Annotated in this window: 19 protein-coding genes and 1 pseudogene; 14 read left to right on the top strand and 6 right to left on the bottom strand. The window is 52.6% G+C overall.

The genetic code is table 11. The features are described from left to right. Nucleotides 1-25: 25 nt before the first annotated feature. The 5 genes from R6U67_RS17535 (at nt 26) to R6U67_RS17515 (ending at nt 4526) form a co-directional block, all read left to right on the top strand. Nucleotides 26-1429, top strand: a complete 1404-nt coding sequence (locus R6U67_RS17535; RefSeq protein WP_410253744.1) for a sensor histidine kinase — start codon at nt 26-28, stop codon at nt 1427-1429. Between the two features lie 84 nt (nt 1430-1513). After that, a complete protein-coding gene (locus R6U67_RS17530) occupies nt 1514-1930 on the top strand; it encodes a phasin family protein (protein WP_410253743.1) in 417 nt (138 codons plus the stop codon). A 3-nt stretch (nt 1931-1933) separates the two neighbouring features. Further along, nucleotides 1934-2419: a hypothetical protein gene (locus R6U67_RS17525; RefSeq protein WP_410253742.1), complete on the top strand. Its 486-nt coding sequence runs from the start codon at nt 1934-1936 to the stop codon at nt 2417-2419. Nucleotides 2420-2573: 154 nt separating this feature from the next. After that, nucleotides 2574-3758 carry a GNAT family N-acetyltransferase gene (locus tag R6U67_RS17520; RefSeq protein ID WP_410253741.1) on the top strand — a complete coding sequence of 395 codons (1185 nt, stop codon included), beginning with the start codon at nt 2574-2576 and terminating at the stop codon, nt 3756-3758. Nucleotides 3759-3779: 21 nt separating this feature from the next. After that, complete coding sequence (locus R6U67_RS17515; RefSeq protein ID WP_410253740.1) at nt 3780-4526, top strand: SGNH/GDSL hydrolase family protein; 747 nt, start codon at nt 3780-3782, stop codon at nt 4524-4526. A gap of 18 nt (nt 4527-4544) precedes the next feature. Here the strand turns inward: R6U67_RS17515 and R6U67_RS17510 are convergent, their stop codons facing one another. Both R6U67_RS17510 and R6U67_RS17505 read right to left on the bottom strand, forming a co-directional pair. Next, complete coding sequence (locus R6U67_RS17510) at nt 4545-4919, bottom strand: hypothetical protein (RefSeq protein ID WP_140409145.1); 375 nt, start codon at nt 4917-4919, stop codon at nt 4545-4547. 107 nt (nt 4920-5026) lie between these two features. Next, a complete protein-coding gene (locus R6U67_RS17505; protein WP_410253739.1) occupies nt 5027-5278 on the bottom strand; it encodes a Ycf34 family protein in 252 nt (83 codons plus the stop codon). Nucleotides 5279-5360: 82 nt separating this feature from the next. Between R6U67_RS17505 and R6U67_RS17500 the strand changes: the two genes are divergently transcribed. Beyond that, nucleotides 5361-6707 (top strand): CCA tRNA nucleotidyltransferase, encoded by a 1347-nt coding sequence (locus R6U67_RS17500; protein WP_410253738.1) that lies wholly within the window; start codon nt 5361-5363, stop codon nt 6705-6707. On the opposite strand, the gene R6U67_RS17495 is transcribed toward R6U67_RS17500, so the two are convergent. Beyond that, a complete protein-coding gene (locus tag R6U67_RS17495; protein WP_410253737.1) occupies nt 6697-7191 on the bottom strand; it encodes a hypothetical protein in 495 nt (164 codons plus the stop codon). The two genes, R6U67_RS17500 and R6U67_RS17495, sit on opposite strands and share 11 nt — an antisense overlap. A 183-nt stretch (nt 7192-7374) precedes the next feature. Between R6U67_RS17495 and R6U67_RS17490 the strand changes: the two genes are divergently transcribed. The 5 genes from R6U67_RS17490 (at nt 7375) to R6U67_RS17470 (ending at nt 14945) form a co-directional block, all read left to right on the top strand. Continuing rightward, complete coding sequence (locus R6U67_RS17490; protein WP_410253736.1) at nt 7375-8340, top strand: isoaspartyl peptidase/L-asparaginase; 966 nt, start codon at nt 7375-7377, stop codon at nt 8338-8340. Nucleotides 8341-8515: 175 nt separating this feature from the next. Further along, on the top strand, nt 8516-10258 hold the full coding sequence (locus R6U67_RS17485) for a C39 family peptidase (protein ID WP_410253735.1): 1743 nt from the start codon (nt 8516-8518) through the stop codon (nt 10256-10258). A 51-nt stretch (nt 10259-10309) separates the two neighbouring features. Continuing rightward, nucleotides 10310-11014, top strand: a complete 705-nt coding sequence (locus R6U67_RS17480) for a C39 family peptidase (protein WP_410253734.1) — start codon at nt 10310-10312, stop codon at nt 11012-11014. Nucleotides 11015-11329: 315 nt separating this feature from the next. Continuing rightward, complete coding sequence (locus R6U67_RS17475; protein WP_410253733.1) at nt 11330-14269, top strand: toll/interleukin-1 receptor domain-containing protein; 2940 nt, start codon at nt 11330-11332, stop codon at nt 14267-14269. 40 nt (nt 14270-14309) lie between these two features. After that, complete coding sequence (locus tag R6U67_RS17470) at nt 14310-14945, top strand: bifunctional 4-hydroxy-2-oxoglutarate aldolase/2-dehydro-3-deoxy-phosphogluconate aldolase (RefSeq protein WP_410253732.1); 636 nt, start codon at nt 14310-14312, stop codon at nt 14943-14945. Nucleotides 14946-14948: 3 nt separating this feature from the next. On the opposite strand, the gene R6U67_RS17465 is transcribed toward R6U67_RS17470, so the two are convergent. Both R6U67_RS17465 and R6U67_RS17460 read right to left on the bottom strand, forming a co-directional pair. After that, nucleotides 14949-15275: a hypothetical protein gene (locus R6U67_RS17465; RefSeq protein ID WP_410253731.1), complete on the bottom strand. Its 327-nt coding sequence runs from the start codon at nt 15273-15275 to the stop codon at nt 14949-14951. Between the two features lie 197 nt (nt 15276-15472). Continuing rightward, nucleotides 15473-18433, bottom strand: coding sequence for a glycerol-3-phosphate acyltransferase (locus R6U67_RS17460; protein WP_410253730.1), 2961 nt, complete (start codon nt 18431-18433; stop codon nt 15473-15475). Between the two features lie 291 nt (nt 18434-18724). On the opposite strand from R6U67_RS17460, the gene R6U67_RS17455 reads away from it, so the two are divergent. From R6U67_RS17455 to R6U67_RS17445, 3 genes are all read left to right on the top strand, one after another. Further along, nucleotides 18725-19861, top strand: coding sequence for a citrate synthase (locus tag R6U67_RS17455; protein WP_410253729.1), 1137 nt, complete (start codon nt 18725-18727; stop codon nt 19859-19861). Nucleotides 19862-19877: 16 nt separating this feature from the next. Beyond that, entirely contained in the window at nt 19878-20543 is a 666-nt protein-coding gene (locus tag R6U67_RS17450; protein WP_410253728.1) for a YdcF family protein, read from the top strand. A gap of 63 nt (nt 20544-20606) precedes the next feature. After that, complete coding sequence (locus R6U67_RS17445; RefSeq protein ID WP_410253727.1) at nt 20607-21527, top strand: NAD(+) kinase; 921 nt, start codon at nt 20607-20609, stop codon at nt 21525-21527. Nucleotides 21528-21594: 67 nt separating this feature from the next. On the opposite strand, the pseudogene R6U67_RS17440 reads toward R6U67_RS17445, so the two are convergent. After that, nucleotides 21595-22046 (bottom strand): annotated as a pseudogene (locus tag R6U67_RS17440) (metallophosphatase); the annotation flags it as partial.

Below are 22046 nucleotides of genomic sequence, written 5' to 3'. Positions count from 1 at the left end.
ATTTATCGATTCTTTATCGTTCGATATGCCCGCCGCACCCTATCCTGAAAACGAAGTCGAACGCCAACAGGCTCTTGAGCAGTATAACCTGCTCGATACCTTGCCCGAACAAGCCTTCGACGATATCACCACCCTGGCTGCTCATGTTTGTAATACCCCCATTGCCCTCGTCAGTTTAGTCGATCGCGATCGGCAATGGTTTAAATCTAAAGTTGGCATTGACGCCGATGAAACACCGCGCGATCAAGCCTTTTGCGCTCACGCCATCCTCGATCCCAGTGAAGTATTAGTCGTTCCCAATGCCGAAGCCGATCCGCGCTTTGCCGACAATCCCCTCGTCACGGGTGGCCCACAAATTCGCTTCTATGCCGGTGCGCCTCTGCAAACTCCCGATGGCCAGGCTATTGGAACCCTCTGTGCGATCGATAACCAGCCGCGAGAGTTAACCGATGAACAACTCAAAGGATTGCAGGCTCTCAGCCGTCAAGTTGTGGCCCAGATGGAGTTACGCCGCAACGTCACGCAACTGAGCCAAACCTTGAAACGGCTCCAGCGAACCCAAGCCAGCCTAATTCAAGCCGAAAAAATGTCAGCTTTGGGACAATTTGTCGCTGGAATTGCCCATGAAATCAATAATCCGGTGAGTTTTATTTTGGGGAATCTCCCTCACGCTCAAACCTATACCGAAGAATTACTCGAACTCCTAGATTGTTATCAAAAAACCTACCCAAATCCAGAGCCTGAAATTGCTGACTTCTTAAGTGAAGTTGACGTAAACTACATTGCTAAGGATTTTGTTAAACTTTTAAAATCCATGAAATCCGGCGCCAGTAGAATTGAAAAAATAGTCACTTCTCTGCGAACCTTTAGCCATCTTGACGAAGCCGAAATTAAGCCGGTTCATCTTCATACACACCTCGATAATGCGATCGCCTTAAGTCACGCCAAACTGCAACAGACCTGTAGCGGCTATAACATCAAAGTCACGAAACAGTATGTCGATTTGCCGCCCATTGTCTGTAACATTGGTCAGCTCAATCAAGTCTTTATTAACATTATCGGCAATGCCATTGATGCCATCGATGAGCGCATTGGCCAAACTCGACGGCGCGATCGCTCCCTTAACAGGACTGACTATAGCCCAGAAATCAGCATTCGCCTCGATACCAATCACGATGACGACGGACGAGGCTTTGTCATCATTGAGATCCAAGATAATGGCATTGGTATTGACCACGAGAGCCAAGACAAAATTTTTGACCCCTTCTACACCAGCAAACCCATTGGCCAAGGAACTGGACTGGGGTTAACCAGTAGCTACGACATTGTCGTTGAGCAACATCGCGGAAAACTCAAGGTGGACTCCACACCCGGCCAGGGGAGTCGCTTCTCGATTTGGATTCCCACCGACTTACCCCTCCCCGATTAACCATCCGCTCCATCCCGGCCCACAACCCCCAAGGGATACGATAAGCTGGAATCATGACACCGTGGAACAAGGACCATCACGACTATGGCTGGATTTGGCAATTTGTTTCAGAAGGCATTTTACCTCGGGGTTGGCTTAGCCTCCTACGCCGGAGAACAAGCCAGTGAAAAACTGATTGAGTTACGCGAAACCGCTCAGAAACTGGCCGATGAGCTAGTAGAACGGGGGGAAATGAACGCCGACGAGGCGCGTCGTTTTGTCGAAGACATGGTTAACCAGGGCCAACGACAGGCCGGTTCCCCCACCCAAGTTCGAGAAGATACCGGCCCCAAAGAACCTCGCCGCATCGAAATCCTCGATGATGATGACGACGGGAGCGAGCCTCCCTCTTCTTCGTCAAGCTCCGGAGACGCTCGTCAACCTGACTCGGGGGTCGAGAATTTACACCAAGAGGTGCGATCGCTTCAAGAAGAATTGCGCCGTTTGCAGCAAGATCAGTAAATCATGGAAGATTGGATCACAGAATGGGTCAATAGCGTCGAAAAAACCGTTGAAGCGGCCCTGAACCAAACGGCTGAGTCGTTTGAGACTTGGACAGACGAGATGGTGGATCAGGTTGATCAACAGCTTCAAGAGTTGTTTGTTTGGTCTCAAGACTGTTCCGATGACATGTATCAGCAGTTACAGCAACTGTTGCCCTTAGATGAGGTATCTGAAGAACTCGATCGCACCCTCGATGATTGGTTAGAAGGCTTAGAGGCCCTCTTTATTGAGGATCGCAATTGGGATGGGGACCGAGAGGATGTTGCACAAGACTCAGATCCCTTTGTTCAGATGACCTATGTTACACCGAGCAAAACCACCCATCCGGCCTGTATCAACTGCCTACATTATCACGGTCATCAGTATGGGGACACTCTGCTCGTCTGTGGGATGCACCCCTATGGCTGGGATGGGGAAGACTGTCCCGATTGGGAAAACGTATTTTAGCCCCAACCTCCCTCAAAAATAAGTCAAACCAAGACGATTCGGAGGCCTCCTCACGGTTAACTGTCAACGATTCATGATTGATGATTGACTCGTTCAATTGGATTAAATTGACTGTATTAACACTTGGGATGCACTCCTATACCACCCTGACCCCATGGATAAAACTGCCTCAAACTACACAGTTTCCTGGATTCATCAGATCGCCGAAATTCCGAAAGAGGCCTGGGATCCCCTCGCTCAACCTCTTACAACGCCCTTTTTTGAATGGGATTGGCTGCATAACCTAGAATCTTCTGGAAGTGCCACGGGAAAAGCCGGTTGGATGCCTTGTCATTTGACCGTCTGGCGCGATCGCACCCTGGTAGCGGCGGCGCCATTGTACCTGAAAGGCCATAGTTACGGCGAATTTGTCTTCGATCATCAATTTGCCGATCTCTCTGAGCGTTTGGGAGTATCTTACTATCCCAAACTCCTGGGGATGAGTCCCTTTACTCCCGCCGAAGGCTATCGTTTTTTGATCGCTCCGGATGAAGATGAAGAACAACTCCTGAGAGTGATGGTGGCAGAAATTGACCATTTCTGCGATCGCAACCAAATTAGTAGCTGTCATTTTCTCTATGTGGAGCCGGAATGGCAAGCTCGTCTACAACAGTGCGGCTTCTCCCCCTGGCGGCATCATAACTACATCTGGCAAAACGATGCCTATGGCAGTTTTGATGACTATCTCAAAGCCTTCAACGCCAATCAGCGGCGCAATATCAAGCGAGAACGCAAGGCGATGGCAAAATCGGGTTTAACCTTAAAAACCCTCAGCGGCGATGACATTCCCCGCGCTCTGTTCCCGCTCATGTACCGTTTTTATGAGAATACCTGCGACAAATTTGGCTGGTGGGGCAGTAAATACCTAACCAAACGCTTTTTTGAACAACTCTATTCAACCTATCGTCATCGCGTCCTCTTTGTCGCCGCCTACCCGGAATCATCTCAGGACGATCGCCACCCCGTCGGGATGTCGTTTTGTCTAACCAAAGGCGATCGCCTCTATGGACGCTATTGGGGCAGTCATGATGATATTGACTGTCTGCATTTTAATGTTTGCTATTATCAGCCCATTGAATGGGCCATCGACCATCACATCAAGGTCTTCGATCCCGGTGCCGGGGGCCGTCATAAAAAACGCCGAGGCTTCCCCGCGACGCCGAATGTGAGCCTCCATCGCTTTTATTCCTCTCGATTGAGCAAAATCATTTTGCCCTATCTGCAACAAGTCAACGAGATGGAAGAAAAAGAGGTGGCCGCCATTAACGAGGATCTCCCCTTTACTCGTCAAGAGTCCTGAACCGTTAGAGGATGGCAGATTATGGCAGGGTTTCGACTCCCTCAATCTTTGGCGATCGCCCTCATCTGTGGTCTGCCATTTTTCCTGGCCAGCGGAGGATGTACCATAAACACCAGCCCCAGTACAAGGGGAGACCGTCGCCCAAGTGAGTCGAGTACAGTGAAGCAACAGCAGGCGATTAAAATTATGCCCCTCGGGGATTCCATTACCGACGGCTATAACGTCCCCGGCGGCTATCGAATGGACCTTTGGCAAGCCTTACATGAACGAGGCGATCGCATTGAATTTGTCGGCAGCCAAGAAAACGGCCCTCCAGAACTTCCCCATCGCCGTCACGAAGGCTATCCCGGCTGGCGGATTGACGAACTGCACCGTCATGTAGGGGATTGGTTGCAGGCCGCGCAACCGGATATTATCCTGTTGCTGATTGGAACCAACGATATCGTACAAGGCTATGACCTTGAACGCGCCCCAGCTCGTCTTGATGCCCTGATTGATGACCTATTTCGCCATTGTCCCGAGGTTCAAGTGTTTGTCGGCTCAATTCCGCCCATCGATGAGCCACACTTGAATGCACGAGTTCAGGCCTACAACGAGGCCATCGCCCAGCGGATTCAGGCCCGTCAGGCTCAGGGCGATCGCCTTATCTTCGTCGATCTCTATGCTGGCCTAACATCCGAGGATCTCGCCGATGGTATCCATCCCAACCGCCAAGGCCACCGTAAAATCGCTCAAACCTGGTACGAGTCATTGACGGCGAACTGGTGACAGCGAACTGGTAACCGCTTAAGATTGACAGGCTTCAAAAATTGCCATGAGAGCTTCAGGGGGGTCTTGGTTCGCCGTGATGCTCGCGTCGATTTCAACGAATTCCTCAAAGGAATATTGCTGTTGAATCTCCTCAATCGAACATTCACAGAACGACTGCATACCCGCATCGCCTCCAGTGCAACTGTCCAGAAACTCAGTAATGACCTCCGGCGGATACCCCGACTCCGTCACATCATTGGAGGACGACTCGCCAGTCGTCGTGTCACCAGTCGGTGCGTCAGGGGACGTCTCCGTCGTGATCTCCCCAGGAGCGTCACCACAGGCTGAAAGCATCAGTAAGAGAGCAAACACTCCTGCAAGGGGAAAAGAGCGTTGGTTTAAGTTCATCATCAAGCTCAATGAGACAGAATCTCCACGATTCTACCGTGAATCAAGCTAGGGGGAGCGATCGCCTCGACGGGAACCCCCCCAAATATCTGAGCTTGGCTTAAGTTGGCTTAGGTTGGAACCAACTCACCCGGACGCAATTTCGACCATTTCCCCATTTCCGCTTTAAAACTTTGACAGCCGACGACATCCCATTCCATTTCAATATCACCGCCTTCGGGGGTGCGGATGTTCACGTTAATGGTTGGTTCAACGGGCTGAAAGTTTGGATTTTCCGTCAGATGAGACTGTTGGTGCTGGTGTTCCACCTCATGATAGGTGGCACAGCGATCGACGTAATGGCAGTTGACACAGATACACATGGTATAAACGTCTTTGCGCGAAGGTTTGCAGTTTCTGTTAGTTTAACGTAGGGATTTTGCAAGGCCCCGTTTAAGGGAGTGAATGATTTTGGTAATGGGCGAGAACGTCATGGGCGATTGGGGAGTTGAAAATCTAATGATGAGCGATCTCCTCATGGGTGAGGGGAAACCGACCGTGTTTTCCCCTCAGACTTGGGGCTTTTCCCTGGCGGATCTTCCCCCGGATGCCTGTTTAGTCGGTGGGGCCGTTCGCGATGGCTTACTGGGGCGACAGTCGGACTATCTGGATTTAGATTTTGTGGTTCCCGAGGGAGCGATTGAAGCGGCCCGCCGTCTATCTCAGAAATATGAGGCGGGATTTGTCATTCTCGATGCGAAGCGTCAAATTGCTCGGGTGGTGTTTCCTGAGATGACGGTGGATTTTGCGGTTCAGGAGGGAGACTCCCTCGAAGCCGATTTACGACGACGGGATTTTACCGTGAATGCGATCGCCTACAACCCGCGCAGCCAGACCTTAATTGATCCACTGCACGGCTACGAGGATCTACAGCAACGGCAGTTACGGACGATCGCCTTGCAAAACCTCAAAGATGACCCACTGCGACTGCTACGGGGCTACCGACAGGCGGCACAGTTGGGGTTTCATCTCCAGGCTGAGACGCGCCAGGGGATCCGCCAACTGGCAAACCAGTTAAATCACGTGGCCGCCGAACGGGTTAATTCTGAGTTAAGTTATCTCCTCAGCAGCCGTGCCGGAACTCCCTGGTTACAAGAAGCCTGGCGCGATCGCGTGTTATCGGGTTGGTTTCCCCAGGCTCAGGCGGGTTCCCTAGACCGGTTGTCGTCCATTGATGCGGCGGCCGAACAACTCATGGCTGATTGGCCAAATTTGGTTTCTAGCTTGCGTCAGTCCTTGCGGCCGACCCTGAAAACTACACCGGTGATGGTCGCTAAGTTGACCAGTTTAATGTCTGAGGATTTGGCCGCAATCGATTTAGCTAAGGCTGAAACCACCTTAGCTCGGTTAAAGTATGCCCGCGCTGAGGTTCGGGCTGTGTTAGCCGTCCTAGAGGCTTGGCAAACGGCTACCGGAGCGGCGGAATTACGGGGTCTGTCGGTGCGATCGCAGTATTTTTGGTTCAAACGTCTCGATCGCAATTTCCCGGCTTATATCGTCTATGCGATGGCGGCTGGGGTTGACCGAGAGACGCTGACCCCCTATTTAAACCGCTATCTGACTCCCGAGGATGCGATCGCCCATCCTCAACCGCTGCTGAGCGGGCAGGATTTAATTGAAACCTTGGGCCTCCCCCGAGGCCCCGAGATTGGCCATTGGCTGACGGAAATTGCCATCGCCCATGCGGAGGGACAGATCCAGACTCCTGCCGAGGCCATCGCCTGGGTGCGGCGGCATTATCCTAAATCTTAAACTTGCCTCGCCACCCTTGACTGATGAGCAGTGACGCCAGGGCGATCGCCGCCACCTGCAACTGATTCGAGGCATAGTGATGGTGATGATGGGGGATATCCGGGTGAAGCTGGGTAATCTCATCAAAGGCGATCGCTCCATCGGCCACGGGAACAATCAACAGATCCCAATGACTCCCCTCCCCGACTTCTATCATCCAATCTCCCACGAGGCTGTAGTCCGGTTCAAAGACAAAGCGTCCATCTTCATCCGTGAGGCCTTGAAGGTCCTCAACCTCCGCGTCAGAGGGAGGGTGAACCACCACATCAGCGGCCTCGTAAAATTCACCGGTGCTGAAAATCGCTTGAATTTCCAAACTCTCAGCTTGGGGCTGAAAATAGGCCGCGAGCATATGGGCCAACGCCGGACTGGGCAAAGCCATCAGGCCAACCACCAGAACCAAAGCCATTAACCCGGCGTGAATTGAGGTTTTTAAAGTCATCATGAGGCGAATAATTCCATTACAAGTCCCGAAAATTGCGCTGGGATGTCTCCGGATGGTAGACCAATACAACCCCGAACTACAACTTAACCGGAAAAACCGGCCTCATTATTAACCCTCTTGTTGCTGATTCCTCCATGAAGTCCCTCAAAAGGCTTTAAAATCAGCGTTGGAGATTTACCCAGGATGAGATACCGTTCCATGGTGCAACCGAAACTAATTATTCATGGTGGTGCAGGCAGTTCCCTGAAAGGCAAAGGAGGCGTCGCGGCCTTGCGGGAGATGTTATATGGCATTTTAGATGAAACCTATAGCTTGCTGCGGGCGGGAGACAGTGCTAAAGCCGCTGTGGTGCGCGGCTGTCAGTTACTCGAAAATGAACCCCGCTTCAATGCCGGAACGGGGTCTGTCTTACAATCCGATGGCCAGGTTCGTATGAGTGCGTCGCTGATGGATGGAACCCGGCAACAATTTAGTGGGGTGATCAATGTATCTCGACTGAAAAATCCCATTGAGTTAGTGGAGTATTTACAACAGGAACGCGATCGCGTCCTCTCGGATTATGGGGCCGCTGAGTTAGCCCGAGAACTGCAAATTCCCATATATGACCCCATCACCGATAATCGACTTCAGGAGTGGCTCCAGGATCGTCAGGATAATTTCCGTCGTAGCATGGCCAACGTCATTGCTGAACCCGTTGAGGATGAGGGTAAGGATGATAACGCCGGCCGGGGAACCATTGGCGTGGTGGCCCTCGATGCCCAAGGACAGTTGGCGGCGGGAACGTCAACCGGCGGCAAAGGCTTTGAACGGATTGGCCGCGTCAGTGACTCCGCGATGCCAGCGGGGAACTATGCGACTCGCCTGGCGGCGGTGAGTTGTACGGGGATTGGGGAAGATATTATCGATGAATGTCTGGCGGCCAAGATTGTGATTCGGGTTAGTGATGGGATGTCTTTGCAGGCCGCGATGGAGAAGTCCTTTGCCGAAGCGACGGAACATCAACGAGATTTAGGGGCGATCGCTCTCGATGCCCAGGGGAATATCGCCTGGGGGAAAACCAGTGATGTGGTCCTGGCGGCTTATACCGACGGCGATCGCCATGGCGACAGCCTCGAAGCCAATCCCGGAACCCAAGTGCAACCGATCTAAACAGGCTAGCCCACGATTGGAGATGATTGGAGGTGATGGGAAACCATCCCTCCCCATCGGGCGGCTGTCTCACTTCTACCTTAAGGGGAATTGACAAAATACGAAGTCTATGTGGCATCAGGTAAACTCATCGGATAGACTAAGGGAATCATCCTACATCCATTAGGGACTCCCCATGAGCATCTCCCTTGTCAACGTTGTTAAATACTACAAAGACGAGCCGCACCAGGTTAAAGCCCTAAAACGATTACAAGCTCAAATCGAAGCCGTCCGCCCCGACTTACTCGCTGATAGCTCGGAGTTTATCCGCATTTGGCGTAACCAAGCCCAAGCCACCCCCGCAGCAGCCCAAGGACAACTGAAGCAGCAAATGTCCAACGTTGGACAAAGCTTTGCCAGCCAGGTGGCCTACGCCGGAGTCGCCACAAAACCGACCGTACCACCTCCCCCCCCGAAACCCGCCGTTCAGCCCGCTGCTGCCCCCCCGGCTCCAGTCGGCTATGTGCGCCCCGATGGCTCGGTTCGTTTGAAGGTTCCCTTTTTCACACAACTCGATAACACCAACAATCCTCATGGCTCCTGTAATGTGACCTCAGTGGCCATGTGTATGGCCTACTTTGGGCATCCCTCAATTAACGGGAATGGCGTTCAACTCGAAGATGAACTCTATCAGTTCATGCTCGATCGCGGGCTATCTCGTCACTCTCCCACGGATTTAGCCCAACTGCTCCAACTCTATGGCTACCAGGATGACTTCCAGCCCGATGCAAAATGGCAAGAGGTCAAAGATTGGTTGCAACAGGGGAAACCCTGTATTGTTCATGGCTGGTTTACCGCTTCGGGCCATATTGTGACGATTCTGGGTTACTGCGATCGCGGCTGGATTATCAACGATCCGTACGGTAAATGGACCCCCAACGGCTACGACACCAACAGCAGCGGGGCCGGGATTGTCTATGGTTACCAAGATATGAAAGATATCTGCGGGACCGATGGCGATTTGTGGATTCACTACGTTGATGGTAAACCCGGACAATCGCCACCCCTCCCCGATGGTACAACCCTGGCCGCCACCGCCAGTACCCCAAGTAGCTCCAGCCGCCCCGCTGAGTTAAAACTCCAAGATCTACTCGCCAATAACCAAACTCTCACACTCACCCAAGCGGCCAAAAACCGCGCTCTCATTAAACAAATTCAAGTGCGGTTGCGGGCGTTAAAAGTCCTTCATGACAAAGCTGATGGTCTTTATGGTCCCAATACCAAAAATGCGATCGAACGCTTTGCCCGGGCCTTTGAACTGCCCTTGGATCAAATTAGTCCAACCTTTGCCAAAAAACTCATTGAAGTCCAAGAAGTCCCGTTAATGAACGACACCAGTCGTTGGATTGACGTGCAAACGGCGGCTGAGTTGATGGGGGCTAAACTCTCCGATGTCGAAACCTATCTACCGCCATTGATTGAGAAACTCGAAGCCCGAGGTATCCTCAATCAACCGACCCTGGTGGCGGCTTTAGCGACGATCTCCGTTGAAACCGCTGGTTTCCAACCTATCAATGAATGGGGGGGGAATAGTTATTTCCATGAGATGTATGAGGGGCGATCGGATCTCGGGAACACCCAACCCGGAGATGGGGTTCGCTTCCACGGACGCGGCTTTGTCCAAATTACCGGCCGGGCCAACTATCAACATTACGGCGACAAACTCGGAGTTCCCTTAGTCGATAACCCAGAACTGGCCCTCGATCCGGATGTGGCGGCGGGGATTTTGGTGGAATACTTCTGGGAACGTTCGGTCGACCAACGAGCCTTAGCTCAAGATTGGCAGGGGGTTCGTCGTGCTGTCAATGGTGGCTTGAATGGCTGGGATCACTTCTGGCCGGTGGTTCAGAAACTGTTACCGGCGGTTAACCCAGGTTAAGCCCCCAATCTTGTCAATTGTTTGATGTTCCAATCGTTTGCTAAATGAGTCATGACCATTTCTTTAGTCAAGGTTGCTAAATACTATCAAGGCCATTCTCATCAAGATGCGGCGTTAGCCTATCTTGAACAAGAACTTAGCCAAACTCATCCTGAACTCCTCGAAGCCGCCTCCGATTTCGTCACCCTTTGGCGTAATCCTCCTCAACCTCCAGAAACGCAAACCCTCAGTCCCGGAACGCCTCAACAGACGAATTTAGCGGTTCCCTATTTATCGCAACTTGATAACGTCAATAATCCTCATGGATCTTGTAATGTGACCTGTGCGGCGATGTGTTTGGCCTATTTGGGACATCCTCCGCTTAATCAATGGGGCGATCAACTCGAAGATGAACTCTATCAATACTGTCTTGATAATGGCTTGTCTCGTCACTCTCCCGTGGATTTAGCGAAAGTGATTCGCGCCTATGGGTATCAGGATGATTTTCAACCGGATGCAAAATGGGGACAAGTTAAAGATTGGTTGGCCGCCGGAAATCCAGTGATTGTTCATGGTTGGTTCACGAAATCAGGACATATTATTGTTATTCGTGGTTACAACGATCGCGGCTGGATTGTCAATGATCCCTATGGTGAATGGTACGAATGGGGCTACGATACCGATCGCACAGGTGAAGGGTTGACCTATTCCTACGGCATGATGAGTCGCGTCTGTGGTACGGACGGCGATTTATGGATTCATTATGTTTCCAAGTAATCTAGCTGAACTATTCTTGTTTTCAGTAATGAATCCTAGTTTAGGGTCAATTGATGACCCTAAACCCAAAACACAAAACACAAAACACAAAAGCCCTTGATAGTCCGTTTTTGGGTTGTTTGTCGGTTTTTGACTGTTGCTCATCGATAATTTATAACTAAGTTATTGATGGCTGTGTTAAACTCTTTTACAAACGCAAATTTTCCGGCTTTTTTCGGATAGCAAATGAGCCGAAGGGCAGTGATATCTACTGCCATCCAACATCAAACCAGCAAAATCAGATTTTGCTGTCAATAAAAATCAGGTGTATTGACCATGACAGATGCCTTTATTTCCTACTGCCGTCGTGACAAAGAGTTCGTGCAAAAACTCTACCAAGCCTTTTGTGATGCGAAGCGAGAGGTTTGGGTTGATTGGGAAAATATCCCCCTCAATTCAGATTGGCGAGATGAAATCTATCGAGGGATTGAAGCGGGGGACAACTTTGTGTTTGTTCTCAGTCCTGAATCGGTGAAATCTCAGGTATGCCGTGAAGAAGTCGATCATGCTGTAGCCAACAATAAACGCTTGGTTCCCATCGTTCACAAAGAAGTCTCCTATGATGAAGTTCACCCGGAACTTGCCAAGCTAAACTGGATTTTCTTCTATGATGATCCAGAAACCTTCGACACGGCGTTCCCGAAACTCCTATCGACGTTAGACACAGATTTAGACCATGTCAAAGCCCATACCCGGCTCCAAAAACGGGCGTTAGAATGGGACAACAAAAACCGCAATCCCAGTTATGCGTTACGGGGAGATGACCTCAAACAAGCTGAACAATGGCTGGGAATTGCTGAAACGAAAGACCCCAAACCCACCCCTCTGCAAACTCAATATGTGTTGGCCAGTGGTCAGGAACAATCCAAACGCCAGAAGGCGACCCTGACTGGGGTTGCAGCGGGCTTGGTGGTCACCTTGATTTTGGCTGTGGTGGCGGTAAAAGAACGGGCGGAAGCGGTGCAGCAGCGGAACCTGGCCCGAGAGCAAAATGTCCGCGCCTTGGTGGCGTTGTCTGAAGCTCGTAAGTTTACAGATGATGATTTAGAAGCCCTACAATTTGCGGTTCAAGCGGCCTCGAATTTAGATGGCGGTCAAAACTTCCCTGACCATCTGCAAGAGCAAACTTTTGAAACCTTGCGAGATGCTGTTTATAACGTCCAGGAGAAAAACCGCTTTAATGGCCATCAAGACCAAATCAATCGCATTAGCTATGCTCCCAATGGGGAGTTTATCGTCTCAGCCAGTGATGACAGCACTGTGCGGATTTGGAACATTGATGGGAGCGTCAAATATGTTTTGGAACATGATGATAATGTGCGACGGGTGGAGGTGTTTCCGGAGAGCGATCGCATCATTTCCACCTCCCAAGATGGAACCGCCAAAATTTGGGATGTTGAGAACGGTGAACTGCTGCACACCTTAAACCATGATGCCAGTGTACGAGCCGCCCGAGTTCACCCGAATGAGGATTATATCATCACGGGAGATATTGATGGGCGGGTTTGGGTCTGGGATAGCCAGGGGACCCTGCAAGCCTCCTTTATGGCTCATCAGGCCGATGTCAACGACATTGTCTTTAGTCCCGATGGCAACATGGTGTTTACGTCGAGTCATGATACGTTGGTCAAACAATGGTCGTTAGCGGAGTTATTAGGAACCCGCGCTGAAACCGAAGACGAGACAAGCGATGACGACTCGGAAGAGGAGGCGGTTATGACTGAAATCGTTGAGACTCCCGAGATGGTCCCCGAGATGGTCCCCGAGATGGTCAATGTGCGTGAGAATCCCCTGGCCCAAGATCAGCCTCTGGCCCCGATTCAGGTGTTTTCGGGCCATACTGATAAGGTCTGGGATATTGATGTCTCCCTCGATGGAAACTATATCGCCAGTGCGAGTTCTGACAACACGGTCATTATTTGGCAGTTGGATGGCCAGCCTTACCAAACCTTGCGCGCCCATAGTAACTGGGTTCGTAGTGTCAGCTTTGCCCCGGATGGTAAAACACTGGTGACGGGGAGTGATGATGACACGGTGCGACTGTGGAATCTTCAGGGGATTCTCTTAAGAACCTTTAGCGGTCATGATGCGAGTGTTCGTAGTGTGCAATTCTCCCCTGATGGCAATACCATCGCCTCTGGTAGTGATGATGCCACAGTGCGCTTGCGCAGTATTGAGGGGGCTGTCGTGGAAATTCTCCAAGGCCACCGCGCGGGGGTCAAGGGTGTCCGCTTTAGCCCCAACAATCTCATTGGTTCGGTCGCCGATACCACCCTGAATATCTGGCAGGGAGATGGGGCGCAGTTACTGCAAACCGTTGAGTATTCGACGGGAATGCGATCGTCTCACTTTACAACGGATGGCCGCTTTATTGTTACGGCCAGCTATGATGGCACTCTGCAACTGTGGGATTTACCCGCTTTACTCAATGGTGAGGGACGCGAGCCGCTACGGTTATTTGAGGGCCATGAGGCAACGGTGAAAAATTTTGCGGTGTCTGACAATGGTGAATTGATGGCTTCGGCGGGGGCTGAACGGCGTTTGATTCTCTGGCGCTTGAGTGACGGGGAGATTCTACAACAGTTTGATGAGGTGCATGAGTCGGAAGCGACGGATGTGGGATTTTTGCCCGATGATCAGGGTTTGGTCTCCGTTGGTGGTGGCGGACAGGTCAAAGTTTGGTCGCTTGAGGGCGAGTTGCTACAAGAATTTCAGGCTCATAATGGCTGGATTAATTCCTTAAGTTTGAGTGCGGATGGTCAGTATCTGGCAACCGCCAGTGGCGACAAAACGATTCGCGTCTGGAAATGGCAAGATGGCCAGTTTGAGACGACGCCGGTTGCTATTCTCGAAGGTCATACGGATTGGGTTTGGGATGTGGCGTTTAATCCAAACAGTCCAATGCTGGCCTCGGCGGGTAAGGATAATACGGTGCGTCTTTGGGATCTTGAGGGGAGTTTGCTGAAAACTCTGTCCGGACACCAAAATTGGGTTCGGGCCTTGGATTTCAGTACCGATGGTGATCAGTTAATTTCGGCGAGTGCCGATCGCACCTTGATTCTTTGGGACATCGATTCCCTAGAGGAGATGCGCGAGTCCATTGAAGAAGTGGAGGTGGGAGCGTTGATGAGCCTCGGCTGCAATTGGCTCGATGATTACTTGACGACGAATCCTACCATTGAGGAGAGCGATCGCTCCATGTGTCCGGGTGGGTAGACCTCGCCGCAAGCTAGATAAGGGAGAGATCTAAACGGCTGTGAGGGATTGGCGATGGCTTGAAGGCTTACAACAAAAACCGGTGATCGCCGTGATGCGTGCGCCCTCTCTTCGGTTGGGGGAACGCATGGCGGCGGCGGCCATCGCTGGGGGCCTGTCTTATCTGGAGGTCACGTGGACCAGCGATCGCCCAGGGGTTTTGGTTGAACGACTGCGGCGATCGTTTCCTCACGCTCAAATTGGGGCGGGAACCGTCATGACGAGGGCGGCCGTTGGCGAGGCGATCGCCGCCGGGGCGCAATTTCTCTTTAGTCCTCATTGGGATCTCAGTCTGTTGGAGATGGCGATCGCCGCTGGGGTTCCCATGATCCCCGGAGCCTTAACCCCGACGGAAATTATCCAGGCCTGGCAAGCCGGGGCCACGGCCGTTAAAGTGTTTCCCATCTCCGCTGTGGGGGGGGTTCAGTATGTACGGAGTCTCCAGGTTCCCCTGGGGGGGATTCCCCTGATTCCCACGGGAGGCGTCACCCAAGAAACGGCCCCAGCCTTTTTTGAGGCCGGGGCCGTGGCGGTGGGGGTGTCAACGGGACTGTTTGCGCCGTCGGATATCGCCGGTGAGAATTGGTCGTCCGTGGAGGCGCGATCGCGAGCCTGGGGAGAGATTCACTCGTGTTAAGCATTACTCCTGCGTTTGAGGCTCTTCGATGGCCATACGCAGGTTAAACTGACTGGTTTGCTCTTGAGGAAGGCGATCGGGATCGTTGAGTTGAATGGTCACCGAATCAAACATCAGTCCTTGATAATTCAAGGTTTCTAACAGTTCTGGAAGTTGTAATCCCGCTTGAGGCTCGGGAGTGGTGCGAATTTCCTCGAGTCGTAAGTCTTCAACCCGAGTACTGACATTGTCATCTAACTGTAACGGTTCGGCTTCATCGGCGCTGGCCTGAGGACTCGCGCCAATCAGTCCGAGGACAAGTATCGTGATGGCAAAAAAGCTGGGTTTCATAGGGGCCTCCTTAGGAATAGAACCGAGGCGCAACGACGCACTCTACCCTAGAGATCCAGTCGGCGATGTTGAAGCCTCGATGGGGGAGCGATATATCGTGAATGATGTTAGGGATTCGGAGATGGGTGATCTCATGGGGGTCTTGCTATCCCTAGGGTAACAAGGGATTTGGCTCGATGCCAATTTCAGAACCAGACTCAAGAGAGGATGTCAATGGTTCCGGTTTCACCATCAAGACGAACCCGTTGGCCATCTTTGAGGAGGGTGGTGGCGTTTGGTACATTCATTACCGCCGGAATGCCATATTCGCGGGCGACGATCGCCCCATGAGATAATCGACCCCCAACTTGAGAAATTAGGCCACTGGCCCGAGCTAACAGGGGCATCCAGCCCGAGTCCGTGTAGGGGACGACTAAAATGGTCTGGGGCTGTAATTGCAAGGCATCGGCCAGTTGTCGCACGACTTTAACCTGGCCCTCGGCTTGGCCAGCACTGGCGCCAATCCCGGACAGCTGCGATCGCAAGCGTTGGCTGGAGGGACTTAAGAGGGTCATGGGAGGCTTACCATAACTGACATAGGGAATCTCGGGACGCTGGCGATCGCGCTCCCATTTGGCCCGCCGTTGGGCCACCAACTCGGGAACCAACTCGGCCAAACTGGGATTCTCGCCACTCACTAACCCTCGCACTTCGTGAAAGACTAAAAAGAAGATATCTCCCTGACTATGCAACTGATCCGATTCGATAAAGAGCTGTTCTAAGGTCAGAAAACTCCAACGCAACTGAGCCAACAAGCGACTATAGACCTCCGCGACTTTTCCTTTGAGGTTAAGCGCCCGTTGTACCACTCCAGCCTCTGATTTTGGGGTCTTAGAGCGCCGGGAACCCCCTAAATCATTGTTTTGCACCAATTGGGCAAATAGAGCGCGTACGGGGCGAGGGTCCTCGCGCCAGGTAGCCACCGCGATATCGGTTCCCACTTCACTGAGATAGCCGAACTGCTCTAAAAACGCATCAAAGGGCTGGAGAATTTGCTGGCCATCGTTGCTTTCTGCCAGATGGGTAAATAACTCAGCCACATCGAACCGGTCGTCAGGGAGCAAATGACGGGCGGATTCGGCGATGTTTTCCAGGGCGGCGAGGGCGGCGACTTCGGGCATGGCCCCATTGTCTAAACTGGCCTCATCAACCTTGAAAAGGGCTTTCTTGGCGGCAAAACCGAGGGGGGCGAGGATGTTGTAGTAGGTGACCACTTCTAAGCCCTCTAAGATGCGCCGAATCCGCTCAATTAGGGCTTCGGGAGACTGGAGAGGGAGCCGGCGATCGCCGCTAAAGCGACAGGCGGGATCGGTCTCTAAGGCCTCTAGGAGTGGCTGCAAGGTGTGACGATAATCGGCTTGGAAATCAGACTCTAACCGCCATTGACGACGAAGCAGTCGCAGCAAGCCGGGGACATTGCTGAGGGTGGCTCGCCAGGAGGGACGACTCATGGAGGCGCCCTCGGTTAAAAAGGCCAGACTCTCGGGCGGAAGTCCCATGCGTAGGAAGATATCCCCAAGCAGGGAGGCGTTGAAATAGGCGCTGGAATAGTGCAGGGTGGCGGTTTCGCTGAAATCTAAGCCCTCGGCGCGATCGCCGAGGACGAGGGTAAAAATTTCGCCCCACACGCCACAGGTGAGGGGGCGGTTAATGGACCAGGTGAGGGGACGAATAAAGCCGGGAATCACCTCGGCGGCAATTTGTCGCGTCCAGATGGGCAGTAGGGTGGTAATGGGGCGAGCTTGCAGGACCCAGAGGGTTTCCCCGTCATAACTCCATTCGATGTCCTGGGGGACGTTTTGCAGTCGTTGTTCTAATTCCCGGGCCAGGACGGCCACTCGTCGCAGTAGGGTGGTGGGAACATCCCCCTCGTCACCGCTGACCACGAGACGCTCATCTTGTCCGGTGGCCGGCGATCGCCAATCGAGTTCCCCGAAGTCCGAGGATACCTCGACCCGATAGCGTTCGGGGGTGACTTGGCCCGATACCACCTGAGCCGCATCCCCCGGTAAACATTCAATGGCGACACTATCGCCACAACGGGAGACGGGATCGCGACTAAAGGCTACCCCGGAAAAGACTCCCACCACCTGTTCTTGGACTAAGACCGCCATCGCTCCCCAAGATTCTCCCTCGCTCTCGTTGTCCGCTTGTCGTTCCTGGCGATATTGCAAGGCGGCGGGGTTGTCATAGGAGGCCAGACAGCGATCGAGGGCTTCTTCTAAGGCGGGACGACTGGTGAGGTTGGGGACGCTGTCATATTGTCCGGCGGCGGTGGCCTGTTGGCTATCTTCCCCGAGAGCCGATGAACGGGCAATTAGGGGCTGTTCTGGCTGAGGATCGAGAGCTTCGGCAAACAGTTGAGAATCGTCCCCCGGCAGAAATACCCAACCGGGAGGGACGGGATAACCCCAGAGTCGTAAACGGGAGAGGGTGGCGGCTTTGGGGCCGACTCGTTCTGGCGTGAGGGGGCGATCGAGACTCAATAATACGCGATCGGCTCGGAAGAACTGAAAGAGTTTACGGGTTTCGGGTTGTCCCCCGCGAACAGGTAAATCAAGATCGTCGGACATGGTTTGATAAATGATGTACAACACACAACTGAGTCCGAGAGTGGCGAGTAATCGCCCCGGACTATGGGGATAGAGCATCCAGGTGATGGCCGGAAGCAGGGCCAGGGAGAGGGTCTGCCCCGCCTGACGCTCGCGAATCAGGGTAAAACTGGCGCCACTGATTAGGGCAACGAAGAGGGCAATCCGCCAGTCATGGGTGACGATTCCCCAAACGGTGTTGGTGGTTCCGGCCCCTTGTTTAAAGCTATAACGTCCGAGGACTAATGCAATCAGGGCGACCAGTTCAAAACTGGGCAGTTGGGGCAGCATCCAGCGAGCCAGTAAGACCACCAGAATGCCTTTGCTGGCTTCTGAGAGAACGGCCAGGATACCCGCCACGGTTCCGCCGTGGTAGAAGGCGGCAGACACGCCCAGATTGCCGGTTCCTTGATGGGAGAGGTCTTCGTCGCTCACCCAACGGACGATCGCCGCCAGCATGGGGAGTCCTCCGAGGAGAACACTGGCGATGAGAACGAGACATCCGGCGAGGAAGGGAGGTAGGGACATAGGGGGGAAGAGGGCAGGAGGCAAGAGGCAAGAGGCAAGAGGGAACACCGGAACCGGGGAAGAAAGGGCAAGGGGCAAGAACGGACCTGAGATGTCAGGAAAATCTGGCGTATGGTAAGGTAAACGGGGCGCTTAGCCCGATCGCAGTCATTGGCTCGATTCGCCGGTTGTCTCAGGGCTGTTTTTTAGACAGATGGGGCAATTAAAAGCATTCCATGACATCCTCTTGAGGGGATTCGTGGGAGAATAGCAGCTTAAAGTATTACGCACGTTGTGTTAACGAGGGGTTCTATGTCGGTCGATCTCTACAAACCCGGTTTAGAAGGTGTACCAGCCGCTAAGTCTAGTATTAGTTATATTGACGGAACGCAGGGCATCTTGGAGTATCGTGGTATCCGCATTGAGGATTTAGCCAAGCACAGTAGTTTTTTGGAGACGGCATACCTCTTGATTTGGGGACATCTGCCCAGTCAGACGGAACTCGAAGCCTTTGAACATGATATTCGCTACCATCGGCGGATTAAGTACCGGATTCGGGACATGATGAAATGTTTTCCTGAAAGCGGTCACCCGATGGACGCGCTACAAGCATCGGCGGCGGCGTTGGGGCTGTTCTATTCTCGGCGGGCGTTGGATGATCCCATTTATATCCGCAATGCGGTGATTCGTCTGCTGGCGAAGATTCCGACGATGGTGGCGGCGTTTCAGTTAATCCGCAAGGGAAATGATCCGGTTCAGCCTCGCGATGATCTCAGTTATGCGGCGAATTTCCTCTATATGCTGCGGGAACGGGAACCGGATCCGTTGGCGGCTCATGTGTTTGATATCTGTTTGATGCTGCACGCGGAACATTCGATTAACGCCTCGACGTTCTCGGCGATGGTGACGTCTTCGACGCTAACGGATCCTTATGCGGTGATCGCGTCGGCGGTGGGAACGCTCGGGGGACCGCTTCATGGTGGGGCGAATGAGGAAGTGATCGAAATGCTCGAAGAGATTGGGGCGGTGGAGAATGCGGCGCCCTATTTGGATGATTGTATTCGCCAGAAACGCAAGATTATGGGCTTTGGCCACCGCGTCTATAAGGTGAAAGACCCTCGGGCTAAGATTTTGCAGGATTTGGCGGAGCAACTGTTCGATCGCTTTGGCGGCGATCGCTATTATGAGATCGCGGTGGAGTTGGAACGGTTGGTTGAAGATCGCCTCGGTGACAAGGGAATTTACGCCAATGTGGATTTCTATTCGGGCCTGGTGTACCGCAAGTTGGGGATTCCTACGGATCTGTTTACGCCGTTGTTTGCGATCGCCCGTGTGGCGGGTTGGTTGGCTCACTGGAAGGAGCAATTGAACGAAAACCGCATTTTCCGCCCGACTCAGATTTATGTGGGAGAACGCGATCGCACGTTTGTTCCCCGAGAACAGCGGTAGGGGAGGGCGATCGCTAATGCAGTTACACTGTGGTCGTCTTCGACGGCGACAACGGATTAAATTCAATCGCGTCAAGATCGGGGTCAGGCTCTTGGCCCTGATGACGCTGTTAGGGTTAGGTTGGGGAGGGTTCCGGCTCTATTTACGCTGGAGTCGGGTTCCCCAGGCGGTTTTAGTCCTCGGAGGCTCGCCGGATCGAGAGGTGTTCGCGGCTAATTTTGCCCGCACTCATCCCGAGTTACCGGTTTGGGTGTCGGGGGGAAGTAATCCGGAATATGCTGAATGGGTGTTTGCGGAGGCGGGGATTCCTCGCCAACGTTTCTATTTGAATTATGATGCGGTGGATACGGTGACGAATTTCACGACGTTGGTCGATGAGTTGCGATCGCGCGATATCCGCAGTATTTATCTGATTACGTCGGATTATCATATGCGTCGCGCTTCGGCGATTGGTGAGATTGTCCTGGGAAGCCGGGATATTAGTTTTCGCCCGGTTTCGATTCCCTCGGGATTGGCTCCTGAACCCCTAGATAAGTCGATTCGTGATGGGGTACGGGCGTTGGTTTGGCTGGCGACGGGCTATACGGGATCGACGTTACGCGATCGCCTGAATCCGTCACATTCTGTCTATTTGGAACCGAATCAGCGGCGGTACCCCTTGGAGACTTGGCCCGAGTTCTGAGGTGGGCGAGGGGGCCAGCCTGAGAGCTATGCTGATCGACAATCAATAGGACAACGATAGACTGTGGAACTTAAACAGGTCATTATTGCTCATAAGACGGGAGATTCATCGAGTCAACAGTGGGCTGAACGCTGTGCGAAGGAACTCGAAGCCCGAGGCTGTCATGTGCTTTTGGGACCAAGTGGTCCTAAGGATAATCCTTATCCGGTGTTTCTGGCCTCGTCAACTCAGAAGATTGATTTGGGAATTATTTTAGGCGGCGATGGAACGGCCCTGACGGCGGCCCGCCATTTAGCACCGGAGGGGATTCCGCTGTTGACGGTGAATGTGGGCGGACATTTGGGGTTTTTGACGGAACCGTTTGCTAGTTTCGAGGAGACGCAAGCGGTTTGGGATCGCTTACTTGAGGATCGCTTTGCGGTACAGTCGCGGATGATGTTGGAGGCGGCGTTGTTTGAGGGCGATCGCCTGAATCGAGAACCGGTGAGCGATCGCTATCTGGCGTTGAATGAGATGTGCATTAAGCCGGCGGCGGTGGATCGAATGTTGACTTCGATTTTGGAGATGGAAGTTGACGGGGAAATTGTCGATCAATATCAGGGGGATGGTTTGTTGGTGGCGACTCCCACGGGTTCAACCTGTTATACGGTGTCGGCGAATGGCCCGATTATGCACCCTGGGATGAATGCGATCGCGGTTACCCCCATTTGTCCCCTAAGTTTATCGAGTCGTCCACTGATTCTCCCGCCGGGGGTGGTCGTCAGTATTTGGCCCCTCGAAGATCGGGATTTAAATACGAAACTCTGGATGGATGGTGCGTTGGCGACGGCAATTTGGCCGGGACAACGAGTGGATGTCAAGATGGCAGATTGTCAGGCTAATTTTTTGATTTTAAGAGAGGATTATTCCTATTTCAAAACGCTACGAGAAAAACTCCTTTGGGCTGGAGCCAGGCTTCATTATGATAATAATCATCGCAGTTGAAAGGAATCGGTAACCGGACAAACATAGGGTCGCGCCCTTATAGACACCCTAGATAATAGAGAGAACGTTAGGCGAGATGGCGGAATTCAACGTTGTTGGTACTGGGGGAATATAAACAATAACTGGCTTGATTGGGAAGCCGTCCAACGCTGCCGACTCCGACGACCTTACGGGGTTTTAGAATTTGCGAAATTGGGGCTTGTTCACCCTCTAAGGTTGTTATTTGGGAGGCGATTTGTCCGGATTGAAAACAATACTCAAAGGCGAATCCTGAACGACCACAAAAAAGCTGCTTCGCATCGGCCCGGATGAGACGATCTAACAAGATGCTGGCGGGGGTTTCTGGGGTGAGTTCGTCATCACAACTGACGGTACTTCCATGAATGAGGAGATTGTCTAATTCTAGAAAGCCAAAATCGAGCGATCGCAACCACTCTACATCTTCCCGAGGAACAGCCTTATACAAGGCCTCGAATACCTCATCTCCATATCGTTCCTTTAAGGCTAAACCCTGGGGAT

It is taken from the genome of Sodalinema sp. (genome assembly GCF_046483825.1).
Lineage (GTDB): Bacteria > Cyanobacteriota > Cyanobacteriia > Cyanobacteriales > Geitlerinemataceae > Sodalinema.
This window is presented reverse-complemented; position numbering and strand designations above follow the sequence as displayed.